This is a genomic window from Mycobacterium sp. H4Y, from assembly GCF_000364405.1.
Taxonomy (GTDB): Bacteria; Actinomycetota; Actinomycetes; order Mycobacteriales; family Mycobacteriaceae; genus Mycobacterium; species Mycobacterium intracellulare.
Genome location: NZ_AKIG01000003.1, coordinates 528,389 through 545,898, shown reverse-complemented (window position 1 = coordinate 545,898; position 17,510 = coordinate 528,389). Strand labels below are relative to the sequence as shown.

General features: G+C 69.0%; 17 protein-coding genes. 6 read left to right on the top strand and 11 right to left on the bottom strand.

Annotated features, from left to right (window positions below; translation table 11 throughout):
- Positions 1–250 precede the first annotated feature (250 nt).
- The gene (locus W7U_RS23505) at positions 251–1,108 is read left to right on the top strand and encodes an HAD-IB family hydrolase (protein WP_008263396.1); all 858 of its coding nucleotides are present in this window, start codon (positions 251–253) and stop codon (positions 1,106–1,108) included.
- Positions 1,109–1,554: 446 nt separating this feature from the next.
- Here W7U_RS23505 and W7U_RS23500 read toward each other — a convergent pair whose 3' ends face one another.
- Genes W7U_RS23500 through W7U_RS23480 form a run of 5 tightly spaced genes read right to left on the bottom strand, consistent with a single transcriptional unit; the run spans position 1,555 to position 7,380 of the window.
- Complete coding sequence (locus tag W7U_RS23500) at positions 1,555–2,313, bottom strand: hypothetical protein (protein WP_008263395.1); 759 nt, start codon at positions 2,311–2,313, stop codon at positions 1,555–1,557.
- A gap of 26 nt (positions 2,314–2,339) precedes the next feature.
- Complete coding sequence (locus tag W7U_RS23495; RefSeq protein WP_014383708.1) at positions 2,340–3,959, bottom strand: ABC transporter ATP-binding protein; 1,620 nt, start codon at positions 3,957–3,959, stop codon at positions 2,340–2,342.
- The gene (locus W7U_RS23490; RefSeq protein WP_008263391.1) at positions 3,956–4,831 is read right to left on the bottom strand and encodes an ABC transporter permease; all 876 of its coding nucleotides are present in this window, start codon (positions 4,829–4,831) and stop codon (positions 3,956–3,958) included. The genes W7U_RS23495 and W7U_RS23490 overlap by 4 nt, the downstream gene beginning before the upstream one ends.
- Positions 4,824–5,750 (bottom strand): ABC transporter permease, encoded by a 927-nt coding sequence (locus tag W7U_RS23485; RefSeq protein WP_008263389.1) that lies wholly within the window; start codon positions 5,748–5,750, stop codon positions 4,824–4,826. The genes W7U_RS23490 and W7U_RS23485 overlap by 8 nt, the downstream gene beginning before the upstream one ends.
- Position 5,751: 1 nt before the next feature.
- On the bottom strand, positions 5,752–7,380 hold the full coding sequence (locus tag W7U_RS23480; RefSeq protein WP_170320652.1) for an ABC transporter substrate-binding protein: 1,629 nt from the start codon (positions 7,378–7,380) through the stop codon (positions 5,752–5,754).
- 84 nt (positions 7,381–7,464) lie between these two features.
- Here W7U_RS23480 and W7U_RS23475 point away from each other — a divergent pair, with 84 nt between their 5' ends.
- Entirely contained in the window at positions 7,465–8,286 is an 822-nt protein-coding gene (locus W7U_RS23475; protein WP_008263385.1) for a hypothetical protein, read from the top strand.
- Between the two features lie 5 nt (positions 8,287–8,291).
- Here W7U_RS23475 and W7U_RS23470 read toward each other — a convergent pair whose 3' ends face one another.
- A complete protein-coding gene (locus tag W7U_RS23470; RefSeq protein WP_170320642.1) occupies positions 8,292–8,834 on the bottom strand; it encodes a DUF4232 domain-containing protein in 543 nt (180 codons plus the stop codon).
- Between the two features lie 257 nt (positions 8,835–9,091).
- Here W7U_RS23470 and acs point away from each other — a divergent pair, with 257 nt between their 5' ends.
- Complete coding sequence (gene acs / locus W7U_RS23465; protein WP_008263376.1) at positions 9,092–11,047, top strand: acetate--CoA ligase; 1,956 nt, start codon at positions 9,092–9,094, stop codon at positions 11,045–11,047.
- 10 nt (positions 11,048–11,057) lie between these two features.
- On the opposite strand, the gene W7U_RS23460 is transcribed toward acs, so the two are convergent.
- Entirely contained in the window at positions 11,058–11,756 is a 699-nt protein-coding gene (locus tag W7U_RS23460; protein ID WP_020188338.1) for a peptidase, read from the bottom strand.
- A 237-nt stretch (positions 11,757–11,993) separates the two neighbouring features.
- On the opposite strand from W7U_RS23460, the gene W7U_RS23455 reads away from it, so the two are divergent.
- Both W7U_RS23455 and W7U_RS23450 read left to right on the top strand, forming a co-directional pair.
- A complete protein-coding gene (locus tag W7U_RS23455; protein WP_008263372.1) occupies positions 11,994–12,512 on the top strand; it encodes a phage holin family protein in 519 nt (172 codons plus the stop codon).
- Positions 12,513–13,484 carry an alpha/beta hydrolase gene (locus tag W7U_RS23450; protein WP_008263370.1) on the top strand — a complete coding sequence of 324 codons (972 nt, stop codon included), beginning with the start codon at positions 12,513–12,515 and terminating at the stop codon, positions 13,482–13,484.
- On the opposite strand, the gene marP is transcribed toward W7U_RS23450, so the two are convergent.
- Genes marP through nth form a run of 4 tightly spaced genes read right to left on the bottom strand, consistent with a single transcriptional unit; the run spans position 13,477 to position 16,877 of the window.
- On the bottom strand, positions 13,477–14,670 hold the full coding sequence (gene marP / locus W7U_RS23445) for an acid resistance serine protease MarP (RefSeq protein WP_008263368.1): 1,194 nt from the start codon (positions 14,668–14,670) through the stop codon (positions 13,477–13,479). The two genes, W7U_RS23450 and marP, sit on opposite strands and share 8 nt — an antisense overlap.
- An 11-nt stretch (positions 14,671–14,681) precedes the next feature.
- A complete protein-coding gene (locus W7U_RS23440) occupies positions 14,682–15,500 on the bottom strand; it encodes a CoA pyrophosphatase (protein ID WP_008263366.1) in 819 nt (272 codons plus the stop codon).
- Between the two features lie 29 nt (positions 15,501–15,529).
- The gene (locus tag W7U_RS23435; protein ID WP_008263360.1) at positions 15,530–16,177 is read right to left on the bottom strand and encodes a TlpA disulfide reductase family protein; all 648 of its coding nucleotides are present in this window, start codon (positions 16,175–16,177) and stop codon (positions 15,530–15,532) included.
- Positions 16,178–16,196: 19 nt separating this feature from the next.
- Positions 16,197–16,877: an endonuclease III gene (gene nth / locus W7U_RS23430; protein ID WP_009954795.1), complete on the bottom strand. Its 681-nt coding sequence runs from the start codon at positions 16,875–16,877 to the stop codon at positions 16,197–16,199.
- A gap of 173 nt (positions 16,878–17,050) precedes the next feature.
- Between nth and W7U_RS23425 the strand changes: the two genes are divergently transcribed.
- Positions 17,051–17,446, top strand: coding sequence for a hypothetical protein (locus W7U_RS23425; RefSeq protein WP_026071050.1), 396 nt, complete (start codon positions 17,051–17,053; stop codon positions 17,444–17,446).
- Positions 17,447–17,510: the final 64 nt, after the last annotated feature.

Sequence of the window (17,510 nt, the reverse complement as noted above, 5' to 3'; positions counted from 1 at the left end):
CCCCCGCCAGGGGGGGAGGAGGCGAGGGTCGTCGTGCATCAGCCCCGGGGGGTCGGGCTGATACACCCTCGGCTCAGGCCGAGTAATGCTTACTATACACATGACAGTCCGCAATAACGCAATAGATCATTTACTGAAAAATGACCTTGAGCCGCGTAAACACGGCGTCACCCGACCCTCGCACGGCCCTGAGCGGCCATTTCCGGTGCGGGATCGCGGCCCGACGTCACCGCCGACCTATGCTGGGTCCGTGACCGTCTTCGACCCGGCTGCGGAGCAGTCAGCCGCGGGGCAATCAGCGGCAGGCACCACTACCCACGCCCGCACGGCGGCCTTCTTCGATCTGGACAAGACGATCATTGCGAAGTCCAGCACGCTGGCTTTCAGCAAACCGTTTTTCGCCCAGGGCCTGCTCAATCGCCGCGCCGTGCTCAAGTCCAGCTACGCCCAGTTCATCTACCTGCTCTCCGGTGCCGATCATGACCAGATGGATCGGATGCGGGCGCACATGACCAACATGTGCACCGGCTGGGACGTGGAACAGGTCAAGTCGATCGTCAACGAGACGCTGCACGACATCGTGACCCCGTTGGTGTTCGCCGAGGCCGCCGATCTGATCGCCGCCCACAAATTGTGCGGGCGCGACGTCGTGGTCGTGTCGGCCTCTGGCGAGGAGATCGTCGCGCCGATCGCCCGCGCCCTGGGCGCCACCCACGCGATGGCGACCCGCATGGTCGTCGAGGACGGCCGGTACACCGGCGAGATCGCGTTCTACTGCTACGGCGAGGGCAAGGTCCAAGCGATCCGCGAGCTGGCCGCTCGCGAGGGCTATCCGTTGGAACACTGCTACGCCTACTCCGACTCGATCACCGACCTGCCGATGCTCGAGTCGGTCGGCCACCCCAGCGTCGTCAATCCCGACCGCGGGTTGCGCAGGGAAGCCCTCGAGCGCGGTTGGCCGGTCATGTCGTTCTCCCGCCCGGTGTCCTTGCGCGACCGCATCCCGGCCCCGTCGGGCGCGGCGATCGCCACCACCGCCGCGGTGGGCATCAGCGCGCTGGCCGCCGGCGCGGTCACCTATTCGCTGCTGCGCCGCTACGCGTTCTGAGCCGGCGGCGGCAGCAAACGCGTTACACGCGCAATACAAAACGTATTCGGCGCCATTTCGCGAATTGGCTCTTGCTGTGCTAGGGGTCTAGTAGTACAAAGGAACCACGGAAGCCCGGTGAGGCCTAGGTCGATCCGGAAGAGAAGGTTCGATCTCCCGACCCGGGCGCCCAGCACGGTGCCCGGCACCCACGCGGAGTCATAGCCGCGAAAATGGCAGAAGTGTTGCGAGCCTGCGTAATTGCGAAGAGCGGAAGCGTCGACGGCCCTTTGGGTGGGGCTGCAGCCAGAAGCGTCGCGAGATCGCCGAGGCCAACCCACGCAGCCCAGAAATGCACGCTTGGTAACCGAGTCCCGTGCTAGCGGGCGGCGGACCGATCATTCGGAACGTCGCCCGCTCTACACGTTTCCGGGCCCGATTTCCCCGCGTTCGGGCTACTGCGCCAGCTACCGATTCGACATCGAGTCGGCGATCGCCAGAGCCTCTTTCGCCCCGGCTTGCATCGCCCGGCAGCACAGCACCAGCCACGCGCCCACGCCCTCGCGCGTGCCCTCGGCGAAACCCTGTGCCGCGTCGCGATACGCCGCGGGTTGGCGCATCCAGCTGACCTCGGGCACGCCCAACCCGTGCGGGTCCAGCCCGCTGGCGATGGTCACCAACCTCGACACCGCGCGCGCGACCACGCCGTCGGAACTGCCGAATGGCTTCAACGTCAACAACTCACCGTGCGCGACCGCGGCGATCACCGGGGCCGGCGCCTGGGTGCGGCCGTTCACCAGCTCCGCCAACAACTCGAGCCGCGGACCCACGCCGGAATCGCCGCGCGGGCGACCCAGATGCTCGGCGTCGACCTGGTCGGCCGCGGCCAGCATGTGCAGGCGGGCAAGCGCCTGCAGGGGTGCTCGCCGCCAGATGCCGACGACGGGGCCTTCGCCGCCCTCGAGCGCCTGCGCCACCCGAAGCGCGCCCGCGAACACCGGATCGCTGACCTTGCCGGCGTCGGCGAGGTCCTCGAGCCGGATGGGACCACCGTCGAGGACCGACGACGCGCGGGCCGCCCGCAGCGCGGCCTCGGCGGCGGTCACGGGCCAACCGCGCAAGTTGGCCCGGTGGCGATGGGCGCGCCCCAGCGCCTCGCGGGCGCGGTCGCTTGCCTCGGCGACGCCGGGCAGTTCCATCAGGGGCGCCAGAGGATCAGCCGTCACAGCTTGACAACCTATCTCCGCCGGATTCACCGCGCGTGCGGGATGGCATCCAACAGCTGCCGCGTGTACTCGTGGCCGGGGCGAGTGAACAGTTCCTCGGTGGGCGCCTGCTCCACCACGCGGCCCGCGCGCATGACCAAGACGTCGTCCGCGATCTGCCGGATCACCGCGAGGTCATGGCTGATGAACAGGTAGGCCAGGCCCAGTTCGGTCTGCAGGTCGGCCAGCAGATCGAGGATCTGCGCCTGGACCAGGACGTCGAGGGCTGAGACCGCCTCGTCGCAGACCAGCACCGCGGGACGCAACGCCAGCGCTCGAGCGATCGCCACGCGCTGGCGTTGACCGCCGGACAGTTCGCGGGGCAGGCGGTCCAACACCGACGACGGCAGCGCCACCTGGTCGACCAGCCGGCGCACCGCTTGTGCGCGCTGCCTGCGGTCGCCGACCCGATGAATCCGCAACGGCTCCTCGATGGCGCGAAACACCGAATACATGGGATCCAGGCTGCTGTAAGGGTTTTGAAACACCGGCTGCACCCGCCGGCGGAAAGCCAGCTGCGCGTCCCGGGGCATCGCGTCGTCGATCCGGGTGCCGTCGAACGCCACCGTGCCCGCCGTGGGAGCCAGGAGGCCGAGCACCATCCGCGCCAGGGTGGACTTACCCGACCCCGACTCCCCGGCGATCGCCAGTGTGCTTCCCCGGCGCAGCCGAAACGACACCGCGTCGACCGCGCGAAATTCGCTGCGCCGCCACGGAACACCGCGGGGCTCGCGGTAGATCTTGGTCAACCCGGAGGCGACGAGGATGTCGTCGGCCGCCTCGTCCGGACGCACCGCTGCGGGACGCGACCGCGCGCCACCCCGGACCGTCAGCGCCGGCGCGGCGGCGACCAGCCTCCGCGTGTATTCGTGTTGCGGGCTCCGCAAGATCGCCCGTGCCGCACCGGATTCCACGACGGTCCCCCGGTGGACGACGACGACGGACTCGGCGCGCTCGGCGGCCAGCGCCAGATCGTGCGTGATGAGCAGTAGCGCGGTGCCCAGTTCGGCGGTGAGCCGCTGCAAGTGATCGAGCACCTGCCGCTGCACCGTGACATCCAGCGCGGAGGTCGGCTCGTCGGCGATCAACAACCGCGGCCGGCCCGCCAACCCGATCGCGATCAGCGCACGCTGGCACATGCCGCCGGACAGCTGATGCGGGTAGCGCCCGGCTTGTTTCGCCGGGTCCGGCATCCCCGCCGCGGCGAGCAGCTCCACCGCGCGCTGCCGGGTGCGCGAGTCGGAGGTGTTGGCCCGCAACGCTTCCCGGATCTGAAAGCCGACCTTCCACACCGGGTTCAGGTTGGTCATCGGGTCCTGCGGAATGTAGCCGATCTGCCGGCCCCGGATCGCACGCATCGCTCGGCGGTCGGCGGCCGAGATGTCGACGCCGTCGAACACGATGCGCCCGCCGGTGATTCGCCCGCCGGGGGGAAGGAGTCCGAGGATCGCGGCGGCGGTGGTGGATTTCCCCGATCCCGATTCGCCCACGACGGCGACGGTCTGCCCCGGCAACACCGACAGGTCCAGGCCGCGCACCGCGGCCTGGCCGCCGAAACTGACGTCCAGGCCGTCCACCGACAACAGTGGCGAGGCGTCCGCGCTCATGCCCGCCACGCCCTCGACGCCGGATCCAGCGCATCGCGAAGCGCGTCGCCCATCATCATGAAGGCCAGCACGGTCATGGCCAGGGCGCCGGCGGGATAGAACAGGATGGGTGAGCCCGCCCGCAGCCGCGTCTGGGCGAGATTGATGTCGCCGCCCCACGACACCACCGACGTCGGCAATCCCACACCGAGGTACGACAACGTGGCCTCGGTGACGATGAAGAGGCCGAGGGCGATGGTGGCCACCGCGATGACCGGTCCCAAGGCGTTGGGCAGCGCGTGCCGCAGGAGGATCTGAAACCTGCTCATCCCCAACGCTTTAGCGGCGAGCACGTAGTCGCTGGCGCGCACCGCGAGCACCGCACCACGCGCGATCCTGGCCACCTGCGGCCACCCGAACAACGCGAGGATCGCGATGACCGTCCAGACGGTGCGATGGTGCAGGACCTGCATGAGGACGATGGCGGCCAGCAGCAACGGCAGCCCGAAGAACACGTCGGTGACGCGGGAGACCACCGCGTCGATCCAGCCGCCGTAGAAGCCGGCCAGCGCACCCAGCGCACCGCCCACGACGAACACGATCGCGGCGGCCCCCAGGCCCACCGTGACCGAGGCGCGCGCGCCGTACACCGTGCGGGCGTACACGTCGTGGCCCTGCAAGTCGGTTCCGAACCAGTGCGCGCGCGACGCGGGCAGCAGGCTCTGACCGGGGTCGGCGTAGGTCGGGTCGACGGTGGTGAACAGCGCCGGAAACATCGCGACGGCGACGATGAACGCGATCAGCAGGGCCGCACCGATGAACTTCGGGCGCCGGTGCAGCCGCCGCCAGGTGTCGCGCCAGAATCCGCCCCGTCCGGGGATCCGCTCAGCCATAACGGATCCGGGGATCCAGCGCGGCGTACAGCAGGTCGACCATCAGATTGGTGAGCAGGTAGATCAGCACCAGGACGGTCACGATCGAGACCACGGTGGGAGCCTCTTGCCGGGTGACGGCTTGATAGAGCACACCGCCGATCCCGTGAATGTTGAAGATGCCTTCGGTCACGATGGCCCCGCCCATCAGCGCACCCAGGTCCGCTCCCAGAAACGTCACCACCGGGATGAGCGAGTTGCGCAGGATGTGCACCGTCACGACGCGGGGTCGCGACAATCCCTTGGCGGTGGCGGTGCGCACGTAGTCGGCGTGCGCGTTGGCGGCCACCGCCGACCGGGTCAGCCGCACCACGTAGGCGAAAGACACCGAGCCCAGCACGATTCCGGGTAACAGGAGGCGGGTGAAGGTGGCTCTTTGCCCCACGGTCACCGGGGCGATGCCGAGCCGGACCCCGAACACGAACTGCGCCAGGAATCCCAGCACGAAGATGGGGATCGCGATGATGACCAGGCCGGTGATCAACACCGTGGAATCGAAGAGGCCACCCGCGCGCAGGCCCGCGATCAGCCCGAATCCGATGCCCAGCACCGCCTCGACCGCGAGCGCGATCAACGACAACCGCAGGGTGACCGGAAACGCATGTGCGAGAACGTCGCTGACAGGTAGCCCGGAATAGGCGCGGCCCAGGTCGCCATGCAGAACGCCGCCGAGGTAGTGCAGATACTGCACGATGAACGGGTCGTCGAGTTGATAGCGGGCCCGCAGCTGCGCGGCGACCGCCGGCGTCAGCGGGCGATCGCCGGCGATCGCGGCCAACGGGTCGCCGGGCAGCAGGAAGACCATGCCGTAGATCAGCAACGTGGCGCCCAGGAACACGGGCACTATGACGGCGATCCGGCGCGCGATATACCAACCCATCTCAAGCCTTCACGATGTTCTCGTAGTCGGGCAGCCCGTTCCAGGTGACCGTGACGTTGCTGACCTCAGCCGACCATCCGAGGACACTGATGTAGTTCCACAGCGGAACAACGGGCATGTCGTGGAACAGGATTCGCTGGGCGTCGTTGGCCAGCCTGGTGGCCTGCGCAATGTCGGGCGCGGCTTCGGCGGTCGCCAGCGCGGCGTCGAACTCCCGGCTGGAGTAGCCGACGTCGTTGGATCCCGCGCCGGTGGCGAAAAGGGGCGCGAGGAATTCGATCATCGACGGGTAGTCCCCCTGCCATCCGGCGCGGAAGGCGGTGGCGATGCTGCGGTTGGTGATCTGGGTGCGAAAGCCCGCGAAGGTGGGCTGCGGCGCTCCGGCCGCGTCGATGCCCAGCACGTTCTTGATGCTGTTGGCCACCGCGTCCACCCAGTCCTGGTGTCCCGCATCGGCGTTGTAGGCGATCGCGTAGCGTCCGCTCCACGCCGAGATCGCATCGGCTTGCGCCCAGAGCTGCCGCGCTCGCCCGGGATTGAAGTCCAACGCGTCGTTACCGGCGATGTTCGGGTCGAAACCCGGGAGCGATCGGGCGGTGAAATCGCGTGCGGGACTGCGGGTGTCGACGAAGATCTGCCGCGAGATCTGCGCCCGGTTGATGGCGGCCGATAGCGCCAGACGGCGCAGCCGTCCTTCCTCACCGCCGAAGTGCGGTAGCCGCAACGGGGTGTCCAGGCTCAGGTTTATCGCGGCCGGACCGCTGGTGACCTTGTCGCCGAGGTCGCGCTTGTAGACCGGAAGGGCGCTGGGCGGGATGGTGTCCAGCACGTCGAGGTTGCCCGACAGCAGGTCGGCGTAGGCGGTGTCCAGGTTGGCGTAGAACTCGAACCTCAAGCCCTTGTTGTGTGGTCGGCGGTTGCCGCGATATCCGGGGTTGGGCCGCAAGTCGATTCGGACGTTGTGCTCCCACGCCGGCCCGTCGGGGCCCTCGGCGAGCTGGTACGGCCCGTTGCCGATCGGGTGCTGCCCGAACGCGCTCCTGTCCCGAAAGGCGGCCCGCGGCAGCGGATAGAAGGCGCTGTGTCCCAACCGCATCCTGAAGTCGATGGTCGGCGCCTTGAGCCGGACGGTGAACTCCAGGTCGTTGATCACCCGCAGCCCCGACATCGTGGTGGCGGTCGGCTTGCCGTCGCCGGTGAGGCCGGCGACCGCGTCGAATCCGTCGATCGGGCTGAAGAAGCTTTGCTGCAGTTGGCCATTGGTGCTCAGCGCCCCATAGTTCCAGGCGTCGACGAACGAATGGGCCGTCACCGGCGATCCGTCGGTGAACGTCCAGCCGGGTTTGAGGACGACGCGGTAGTTGACGTTGTCGGTGGTGTCGATCGACTGGGCGACCTCGGGCGACGGATGGCCGGTGGCATCGTAGGACATCAGCCCGGCGAAGAGCCGGTCGAGGATTCGCCCGCCTTGGCTGTCATTGGTGCCGGTGGGGATCAGCGGGTTGGGCGGTTCGCCGCCGTTGACCACCACCAGATCCGGGCTCAGCACACCGCCGCCGCATCCGGCAAGCGAAGCGACCACGAGCATCGCGGCGACGACCGGGGCCAGCAAGGCCGGCGGGGTCCGCATCGCACGCATGACACCCGACCCTAGGGCCTGAAGTCGTGCGGGCGGTGAAGTGCCGTGGCCGCGTCTGCGACCTAGAATCCTCGGGTGGTCGTCGCGTACCTGGCCCTCGACGAATCCCCCGCCGTGCTGGTCGGCCGGCTGATGTTCTTGCTCGGGCTTCCCGCGACGGGCTTGACGCTTCTCATCATCGGACTTGGGCGGCGCTCCCGCGCCCGTCGGCAGACCCCGCAGCTCCCGCCGCCCTATCACCCCGGCTATCCCTATCCGCCGCCCCCGCCCGGATATCCGGGCCCGTACCCGACCCCGCCGCCGTATCCGGGCTACCCGCCACGGCCGGCGGCGGGGAAGTCGGGCACCGCGCTGATCGCCGTCGGCGCCGTCCTGCTGGCGCTGAGCGGCCTGGCCATTCTGGGGAAAATCGCCCGGTTCGCGTCGCACGACGACCGGCGGGGATCGCACACCATCGGCCAGGCATCAACGTCGGGCTCGGCCGCGGTGCCCAAGATCGGCCAGTGCTTCTCGGAGTTCGAGGTGCGCATGGGTTCGTTGAAGTCACCGTCTGACTGCGCCAACCCCGTGGCGACGTTCGAGCTCGCCGCCGGCGAGGGACCGACGGCGACCTGCCCGGACGGCAAGCGCGATGGCTCCGTCTATTCACGCCTCGCCAACAACGCCCACACGTTGTGTTTCATCGCCAACCTCATCGAAGGGCACTGTTACCTGCAGACGGATCCCACCACGACGGCCACCTGGACGCCGGCCGACTGTGACAACCCGCGCTTAGCCACGTTCAAGGTTTTCAAGCGCATCGACGGCAGCGTGGACGAAACCCAGTGCCCTGCAGGGACTAAGGCGAATTCCTACCCCAGCCCCGCGCGGGTCTACTGCCTGGCCAGGGCCGGCTGAGTCGCTCAGACCGCGGTGACGGGATGCACCTGCAACTCGCAGGCCTCGATGGTGGCCGACACCGTCACGACGTTGGTGGTGCCGGGCGGATTGACGAGCAGGTCCGTGTAGGTGGGGCACGGCTTTCCCTCGCCGTCGACGGCGATGCCCTCGACGATCGCCTGGCCCTGGGTCGAGATGGACAGGATGACGGCGGGCGCGACGTTGACGCCGGCCGGCAGGCCGCCCAGATATCCGCGCGGGGTGGGCCGGGCGTGCACCAATGGGCCGCCGGCGCCGGAGTCGACCCCGGCGTATCCGGCGATGGTGCAGGGCTCCGCGCCGCCGGCGAGGGTGAAGATCAGGGTCACCGCGCGGTGCCCCACCGCACCCTCCGTCGGGGAGGCGGATACGGCGATCTGGTCCGACCAGCACGGTGTCGGCGCGTCGACGGTGTCGGCCGGCATGGCCGACGCGGGCCACCCCAGCACTGTGGCGGCGGCGTAAGTCGTTGCGGCCGCGGCAAAGCTGGGGGCTAGTCGGCGGATGCTCCGCCCATGACCCGGCACACGGTGATTATCCGCCCCGAGGGCACCCTTTGACCCCGGATTCGGCCGCGCAATTCCCGCTCGCACAGCTACGCCGCAGACGGCCGGGCCGCACACCGCTAGCCCTGATTGCCCGGCTCCTCACTCGCGCCATGCGGCGCTCGCCGTCGCCCGGCTAGGCCCGATTGCCCGGCTCCTCACTCGCGCCATGCGGCGCTCGCCGTCGCCGGGCTAGGCTCGCCACCGAACGGCGCAGCCTCGACACAGGAGAGAAGCCAGTGACCGCCACCAACTCTGCGGGCCCCTCGTCGTATCCCCCGTCGGCGCGATTCGCCGAACAAGCCAATGCGGGCGAGGAGCTGTACCGCGACGCCGAGCGGGACCGGCTGGCCTTTTGGGCCGAGCAGGCCAACCGGTTGTCCTGGGCGACGCCGTTCACCGAGGTGCTGGACTGGTCTGACGCGCCGTTCGCCAAATGGTTCGGCGACGGCAAGCTCAACGTCGCATACAACTGCGTGGACCGCCACGTGGAGGCGGGCCACGGGGATCGGGTCGCAATCCATTGGGAGGGCGAGCCCGTCGGTGACCACCGCAGCCTGACCTACTCGCAGCTGCAAACCGAGGTCTGCAAGGCCGCCAACGCGCTGACCGATCTCGGCCTGGTGGCCGGTGACCGCGTCGCCATCTACCTGCCGCTGATCCCGGAGGCCGTGATCGCGATGCTGGCCTGCGCGCGCCTCGGCATCATGCACAGCGTGGTGTTCGCCGGCTTCACCGCCAAAGCGCTGCAGGCCCGCATCGCCGACGCCGATGCCAAGCTGCTGATCACCAGCGACGGGCAGTTCCGCCGCGGCAAGCCCGCGCCCCTCAAGGACGCCGCCGACGAGGCGGTCTCGGACCCGGACAGCCCCATCGAGCACGTTGTTGTGGTGCGGCGCACCGGAATTGACGTGTCCTGGAACGACGACCGCGATCTGTGGTGGCACGACGTCGTCGACGCAGCCTCCCCCGAACACACCCCGCAACCGTTCGACGCCGAACAACCGTTGTTCCTGCTGTACACCTCGGGAACCACCGGCAAGCCCAAGGGCATCGTGCACACCAGCGGCGGCTACCTGACCCACGCCGCCTACACGCACCACTACGTCTTCGACATCAAGGCCGACAGCGACGTGTTCTGGTGCACCGCCGACATCGGCTGGGTCACCGGACACACCTACGGCGTCTACGGCCCGCTGGCCAACGGCGTCACCGAGGTTCTCTACGAAGGCACACCCGACAGCCCGTCGCAGCACCGGCATTTCGAGATCATCGAAAAATACGGCGTGACAATCTATTACACCGCGCCCACGCTGATCCGCACGTTCATGAAGTGGGGCCGCGAGATTCCCGACGCCCACGACCTGACCAGCCTGCGGCTGCTGGGATCGGTCGGCGAGCCGATCAACCCCGAAGCATGGCGCTGGTACCGCAAGGTGATCGGCGCCGACAGCCTTCCGATCGTCGACACCTGGTGGCAGACCGAGACCGGCGCCACGATGATCTCCCCGTTGCCCGGAATCGCTGCGGCCAAACCGGGTTCGGCGATGCGGCCGCTGCCGGGTGTCTCGGCGAAGATCGTCGACGACCACGGCGAGGAGCTGCCCCCACCGGGCGAGGACAAGGGCGAGCACGTCACCGGCTACCTGGTGCTGGACCAGCCGTGGCCGTCGATGCTGCGCGGCATTTGGGGCGATCCGCAACGTTATGTCGAGACCTACTGGTCCCGATTCGCCGAGCAAGGCTGGTATTTCGCCGGTGACAGCGCCTATTACGACACCGAGGGCGACATCTGGGTGGTCGGCCGCATCGACGACGTGATGAACGTGTCGGGGCATCGGCTCTCCACGGCCGAGGTGGAGTCGGCGCTGGTCGGCCACGCCGCGGTGGCCGAGGCGGCGGTGGTCGGCGCGACCGACGAGACGACAGGCCAGGCCATCTGCGCGTTCGTCGTCTTGTGCGCGGATTTCGAGGTGCATGACGGGATCGTCGACGACCTGCGCGTCGAGGTGGCCCGGGAGATCTCCCCCATCGCCCGCCCGCGCGAGGTGCACGTGGTGCCCGAGCTACCCAAGACCCGCAGCGGCAAGATCATGCGCAGGCTGTTGCGGGACATCGCCGAAAACCGCGAATTGGGCGACACGTCAACGCTGCTCGATCCCGGCGTGTTCGACGCGATCAGGGCGGCGAAGTAGCCGGTGACGATCAGGCCGGCAGCGGGCTGAACCCCGCACCGGGGCGGTGCTTGGCGTTGATGTCGCCCAGGATCGCGTTGAAGGACTGGACCACCGCCGGGGTGTGCAACGGGATGTACTTGACGATGCACGTCGGCAAGTTGTCGCTGAACGCGCCGTGGATCATCCCGACCAGTTCGTTGTTGACGGTCACCGGCGCGCCGGAATCGCCGGGCTGGCCGCAGACCTGCATCACGATGGTGCCCGGCGTCTGGCCCGCCCCCCAGGTGACGCCGCACGAATTGCCGGTGGTGCGGCCCTGTTTGCAGGCGATCTCACCGAAGGCCGGGTCCGGACCGATGCCGCTGATCAAAAAGCCGTTGAAGTTCGCCACCGGGGTCACCTTGGCCGGATCGAACTTGATCACCGCGTAGTCGAGGTTGTCGTTGCCGGCGACCATGGTGCCCAAGACGCCCGCGTTTTCCGCGCCCTCGGCGGCGACCTGAGCGCCCGGACCCCCGCAGTGCGCGGAGGTGAAACCGATGAGCTCACCCGCGGCGTCCCCGCCGATGGTGGTCAGCGTGCACATGGTGTCGCCGTTGACGACGATGCCCGCGCCGCCCCCCAGCGGGATCCTGACATCAGCGGCGGCGGCGTGGGCATGTGAACCGAGCACGGCCACCAGCAGGGAAACCATCGCCACCAAGAAGCACCGGTGCGCCCTCCGCACAGCCTCACTCCCATCGGTCGGCCGGACATCGCGACCGGCGTGGACGAGTGTAATCGGCCGGGCAGCCAGGTTCGCTCCTGCCGCGCGTCTGTGCGGACCGCGTTCTGGCCGAACCCAACTGGCCACCGGGCGGTCACGGGGTTCGGCCGGCCTCGTCTGCCTTCTCCTGTCCAGGCGCCACATGGCAACATAAACCGCGACGACAGCGAGCCTGGCGACGACGAAAGAGGACGGTCTGTGAGCAAAGCCGATGGCAAGAACGGCGTGCCCAGCACGCTGACCACGATCCCGTTGACCGACCCGCACGCCAAGCCCGCCGAGTCGTCGATCGGCGACCTGATCAAGGACGCGACGACCCAGGTCTCCACGCTGGTGCGCGCCGAAGTCGAACTGGCCCGCGCCGAAATTACCCGCGACGTCAAAAAGGGCCTCACCGGTAGCGTCTTCTTCATCGCCGCGCTGGCGGTGCTGTTTTACTCCACCTTCTTTTTCTTCTTCTTCGTCGCCGAACTGCTCGACACCTGGCTGTGGCGCTGGGTGGCGTATCTGATCGTCTTCGGGATCATGGTGGTGGTCGGCGCCGTGCTGGCCCTGCTGGGCTTCCTCAAGGTCCGCCGGATTCGGGGGCCGCGCGAGACGATCGAATCGGTCAAGGAGACCCGCACCGCGCTCACCCCGGGCCATGACAAGCAACTCACCGGGAGCCACGGCAGGCACGCGAAGCGCGACGCCGCCGGCGATCCCTCGGGTGGGTAGATGCCGCCGCCCGATCCGTCGGTAACCCGCATCGACGGGCCGTGGCGCCACCTGGATGTGCACGCCAACGGCATCCGCTTTCACGTCGTCGAGGCTGTCAGCGCCCGCGACGCCGGTGGACTGCCGCCGACGGCGCGGCCGTTGGTGATGCTCTTGCACGGATTCGGCTCGTTCTGGTGGTCCTGGCGTCATCAGCTGCGCGGCCTGACCGGCGCCCGCGTGGTGGCCGTCGACCTGCGCGGCTACGGCGGCAGCGACAAGCCGCCCCGTGGCTACGACGGGTGGACGCTGGCCGGGGACACGGCCGGGCTCATCCGGGCGCTGGGGCACTCCTCGGCGACGTTGGTGGGCCACGCCGACGGCGGATTGGCCTGCTGGGCCACCGCGCTGCTGCATTCGCGGCTGGTGTCGGCCATCGCGCTGATCAGCTCGCCGCACCCGGCGGCATTGCGGCGCTCCACGTTGACGCGCCGCGACCAGGGTTATGCGCTGTTGCAGACCCTGCTCCCCTACCAGGTGCCGTTGTGGCCCGAGCGCCTGCTGACCCGCGACGACGCGGCCGAGATCGAACGCCTGGTCCGAAGCCGCAGCTGCGCGAAATGGCTTGCATCCGAGGACTTTTCCGAGACCATCGGCCACCTGCGGACGGTGATACAGATCCCGGGCGCCGCGCACTGCGCGCTGGAATACCAGCGCTGGGCGGCGCGCAGCCAGCTGCGCGACGAAGGCAGGCGGTTCATGAAATCGATGTGCCAGCGGCTCAGTGTGCCGCTGTTGCACCTACGCGGTGAGGCGGATCCCTATGTGCTGGCCGACCCGGTCGATCGGACGCGACGTTACGCGCCGCAGGGGCGCTATGTATCCATCGCGGGCGCAGGGCATTTCAGCCACGAAGAGGCCCCCGAGGAAGTCAACAGGCACCTGATGAGGTTCCTCGAACAGGTGCACGGCTCCCGGGCCGGCATCAACTGACGCAGGACCCGGTGCCCACCGTCTGCGTGTCACCGATTTTGGCGAGCTGACCGGCCACCTCATCGGCGGTCAGCACAAAGCCGGTGTCGGGGTCGTCGACGGCCGCGCCGAACACCACCCCGAGCACGTGGCCGTCGAGGTCGATCAACGGTCCGCCCGAATTGCCTTGCTCCACACCGGCTCTGATCGTGTAGACGTCGCGGGTGACCGGCGCCGGGTCCCGGTAGATGTCGGGCCCGCTCAACTTGATCAGCTCCCGGATCCTGGCCGGGGTCGCGGTGAAGTTGCCCCCGCCCGGATAACCCAGCACGACGACGCTGGCACCCGTCTTCGCCTCGGTCTGCGCGAACGGCAACGGTGGCGGCGGCAGGTTGGGAACCGCCAGGATCGCGACGTCGACCGACGGATCGTAGGACACCACGGTGGCGTCGAGGGGATTGCCGCTGGCGTAGATCTGAACGCTGTTGGAGCCGGCCACCACGTGCGCATTGGTCATCACCCGGTCGGGCGCGATCACGAATCCGCTGCCCTCCAACACCTTCTGGCAGCTGGGGGCCAGGCTGCGCACCTTGACCACGCTCGGAGCGGTGGCCTGCACCACCGGGTTGCGGGCCAGCTCGGGGTCGGGCGAGGCGACCGGGATGACCGGAGTGCGGCTGAACGGCTCCAACACCGCGGGCAACCCGGAGGTGTTCAGCAGCGCGGACAGCCGCTTGGGCACCGTCTTGAGCCACGGCGGCGCTACCTCGTTGACCTGAGCCAACACTCGCGAACCCCGGACCGCTGCGGCCAGCTCGGGCTGGTCCTTCGACTGGGTCAGCGGCGTCGCCAACAGCCACGCGGCCGTCAGCACCACGACGAGCTGCACCCCAACGCCGATCACCGAGTCGAGGGTTCGGATCGAGCGGCTGCGGATCGCGCCCCGGACGGCGCGTCCCAACACCACGCCGGCGACCTCGCCGATGACGACCAGCGCGAGGATCAAGAACAGTGCCGCAAACAATTTCGCGCGCGGCGCGGCGATGTGGCTGACGAGGTGGGGCGCCAGCAACACCCCCGCGATGGCACCGAGCAACACCCCCACGAACGACAGCAGCGACCCCAACGCCCCGGACCGCCAGCCCGAGACCGCCGCGATGAAGGCGACCGCCAGCACGGCGATATCCAACCACTGCGACGGGGTCATCGAATTCATGTTCATCGGCGGGGCTCACCCCGGTCACCGACCAGCGCCATCGCCGCGTCCAACTCCCGCTCGTCGGCGGTGTCCCATGGCTGCGCCCAGCCGGCGACGTCGAGCAGTGCGGAGATCACCTGGCCAGTGAATCCCCAGACCAGCATCTCGTTCAGCAGAAACGCCGGGCCGGCCCATCGGCGGCCGAGGTCGCCGCGGTACACCATCAACCGGTTTTCCGGATTGATGAAGGCGCGCACCGGAACTCGCGCGACGATCGCCGTCTCGGCCTCGTTGACGACGGCCACCGAACCGGGGTCCGGCGAGTACGCCAACACCGGCACGACGTGAAACTGCGAGGGCGCGATGAACATCCGCTCCATGGTGGCCAGGGGATGAAGCCTGCTGACGTCGATTCCGGTTTCCTCATGGGCCTCGCGCAGGGCGGTGGCCACGGGGCCGTCGTCGGTGGGATCGGCGGCGCCGCCGGGGAATGCCGCCTGGCCGGCGTGGTGGCGCAAGGTCGACGCCCGCACGGTGAGCAACAGGTCGGCGTCGTCGGGCGGGCCGCCACCGGGCGGGCCGGATTGCGGGCCGGAGAACAACACCAGGACCGCGGCGTCGCGGGCGGCTCCGCGCAGGGTGGTGACCGCCGACGCGGCCTTGGTGGTGATCATCGCCAGCACGTCGGCCGGCAGGCGGCGCCGGGCCGCGTCGGGGACGTCGTCGACGTGGTCGACCAGCGGACGCAGCCAGGACGGGCAGGCGTCAGGTGTCAGCGGAACGGTCCCGCGCGCGGGGGCGGGGTCCCCATTCCGCAGGGGCGAACCCCCAGCACTCACGGCCCCTCCAGTCGGTTCAATTTTTCCGCTTATCCCCTGTCGGTTCCGATCGCCGCGGCGATCTCGTCGGCAGTGGTGAAAGCGCGCGGCAGCGTCTGCGCAACGCTACCGTCCGGCCGCAGGACCACCGTCGCGGGCATCACATTTACCACCCGCAGCGCGGCCGCGACCCGGCGCCGGCCGTCCTGCAGGGTCGGCAGCCGAACGCCGAGCTCGGCCAGCCGCAGCAACGCGGCGGTCTCGTTCTCGTCTTGATGCACCGTCACCACCGTCACGTCCGAACCGACCCGTCGTTGATACTCGGCCATCGCGGGCAGTTCGGCGGCGCACGGCGCGCACCAATATGCCCACAAGTTGAGGACCACCCGGCGCCCGGCGACCGCGCGCGCGACGTCGACAACCGAACCGTCGGCGGCGCATTCGGCGGTCACGCCGCGCAGCGCCTCGGGACCGGGACCGCTTGCGGCGGCAGGACAGGGCGCCAGGCCGGCGCGTTGCCGCGGACCCGCCAGCGCGGCGGGGGTGTCGGCGTCGCGGTGTTCCCGGTTCGCCGCCGCACGATCGGTCGCCGGCGTCCCCGGCGTGGCGGAGTTGTCGCGCAGCTGGGCCACCAGCGCCGCGATCAGCGCCACCACCACCGCCAGAATCGCGATGGTCCAGCGGGTCGTCCGGCTCAACGTCTCCTGCCCCGGGTGCTTAGAGCCCGGCCAGCGCCAGCAGGTGCTCGGTTTCCGGGCCCTTCACCAGCGGCGCGGCCAGCGGCGCCTCGGTGGGACCCAGCCCGAAGGAGGGGCAATCCTTGGCGATCAGGCAGACGCCGCATGCGGGTTTGCGCGCGTGGCACACCCGGCGGCCGTGGAAGATCACCCGGTGGCTCAGCATCGTCCACTCGCTGCGCTCGATGAGCTCGCCGACCGAGTGCTCGATTTTGACCGGGTCCTTGTCCGTGGTCCAGCGCCACCGGTGCACGAGCCGCGCGAAGTGGGTGTCGACGGTGATGCCGGGGATCCCGAAGGCGTTGCCCAGGATGACGTTGGCGGTCTTGCGGCCCACGCCGGGCAGGGTGACCAGTTCGGCCATCGTCGGCGGCACCTCGCCGTCGAACCGTTCGACCAGGGCCTGCCCCAGCCCGATCAGCGAGGACGCCTTATTGCGGAAGAACCCGGTCGGGCGGATCAGGTTTTCCAGTTCGGCGCGGTCGGCTTGGGCGTAATCCAGCGCCGACGGATACCGCTTGAACAGCGCCGGCGTCGTCAGATTGACCCGCTTGTCGGTGCTCTGCGCGGACAGGATGGTGGCGACGGTCAGTTCCAGCGGCGTGGTGAAGTCAAGCTCGCAGTGCGCATCGGGAAACGCTTGTGCCAGCGCACGATTCATCCGCCGCGCCCGCCGCACCAGGGCCACTCGGGATTCCTGCGACCAGCGCCCCGCGTCGACGCCATCGGGCTGGGCCGGCGTCGACTTCGAACGCCCGGACGACTTTGCCACTGTCACCTACGACAGAGTACTGATTTCGTGATCTCGCCGAGACCTCGTGTTGATGCAAGGCCATGTTTACTCTTCGTGTGTCATGGTTGCTGGTGGCCGGGGTTCCGGTGCTGCTGATGCTCGCGGCGCTGGGTCTGGGGCGGCTCGAATCCGAGCTCACCCGTGCCCCCCTGGCGGTGGCCGATGTCGACGAGTTTCTCGAGCGCGCGGGCGGTGTCGACATGCGGACGCTGGCCTCCGAGGGCATGCCCGAGGCGCTCGAATACCTGCATCGACGCGAGGCAAGGCAGCTGCCCGGCCCCGCGTTGACGGCGCGCAACGACGGGCCGCGCCACGCCGCGCCGTCATTCGCCGTCGGCTTCGTCGACCGCGACGAGATGACTCTGCCGACGCGAATCCACGGCCATTCGCACGTCAATCCGCAATTTAGGGCACCTCGACACGCCAATCGTGTGTAGCGTTGGCACGTTAGACACAATGGCGTTCCTCTAGACTCGTCACGCGAGCAAGGGATCAGCCTGC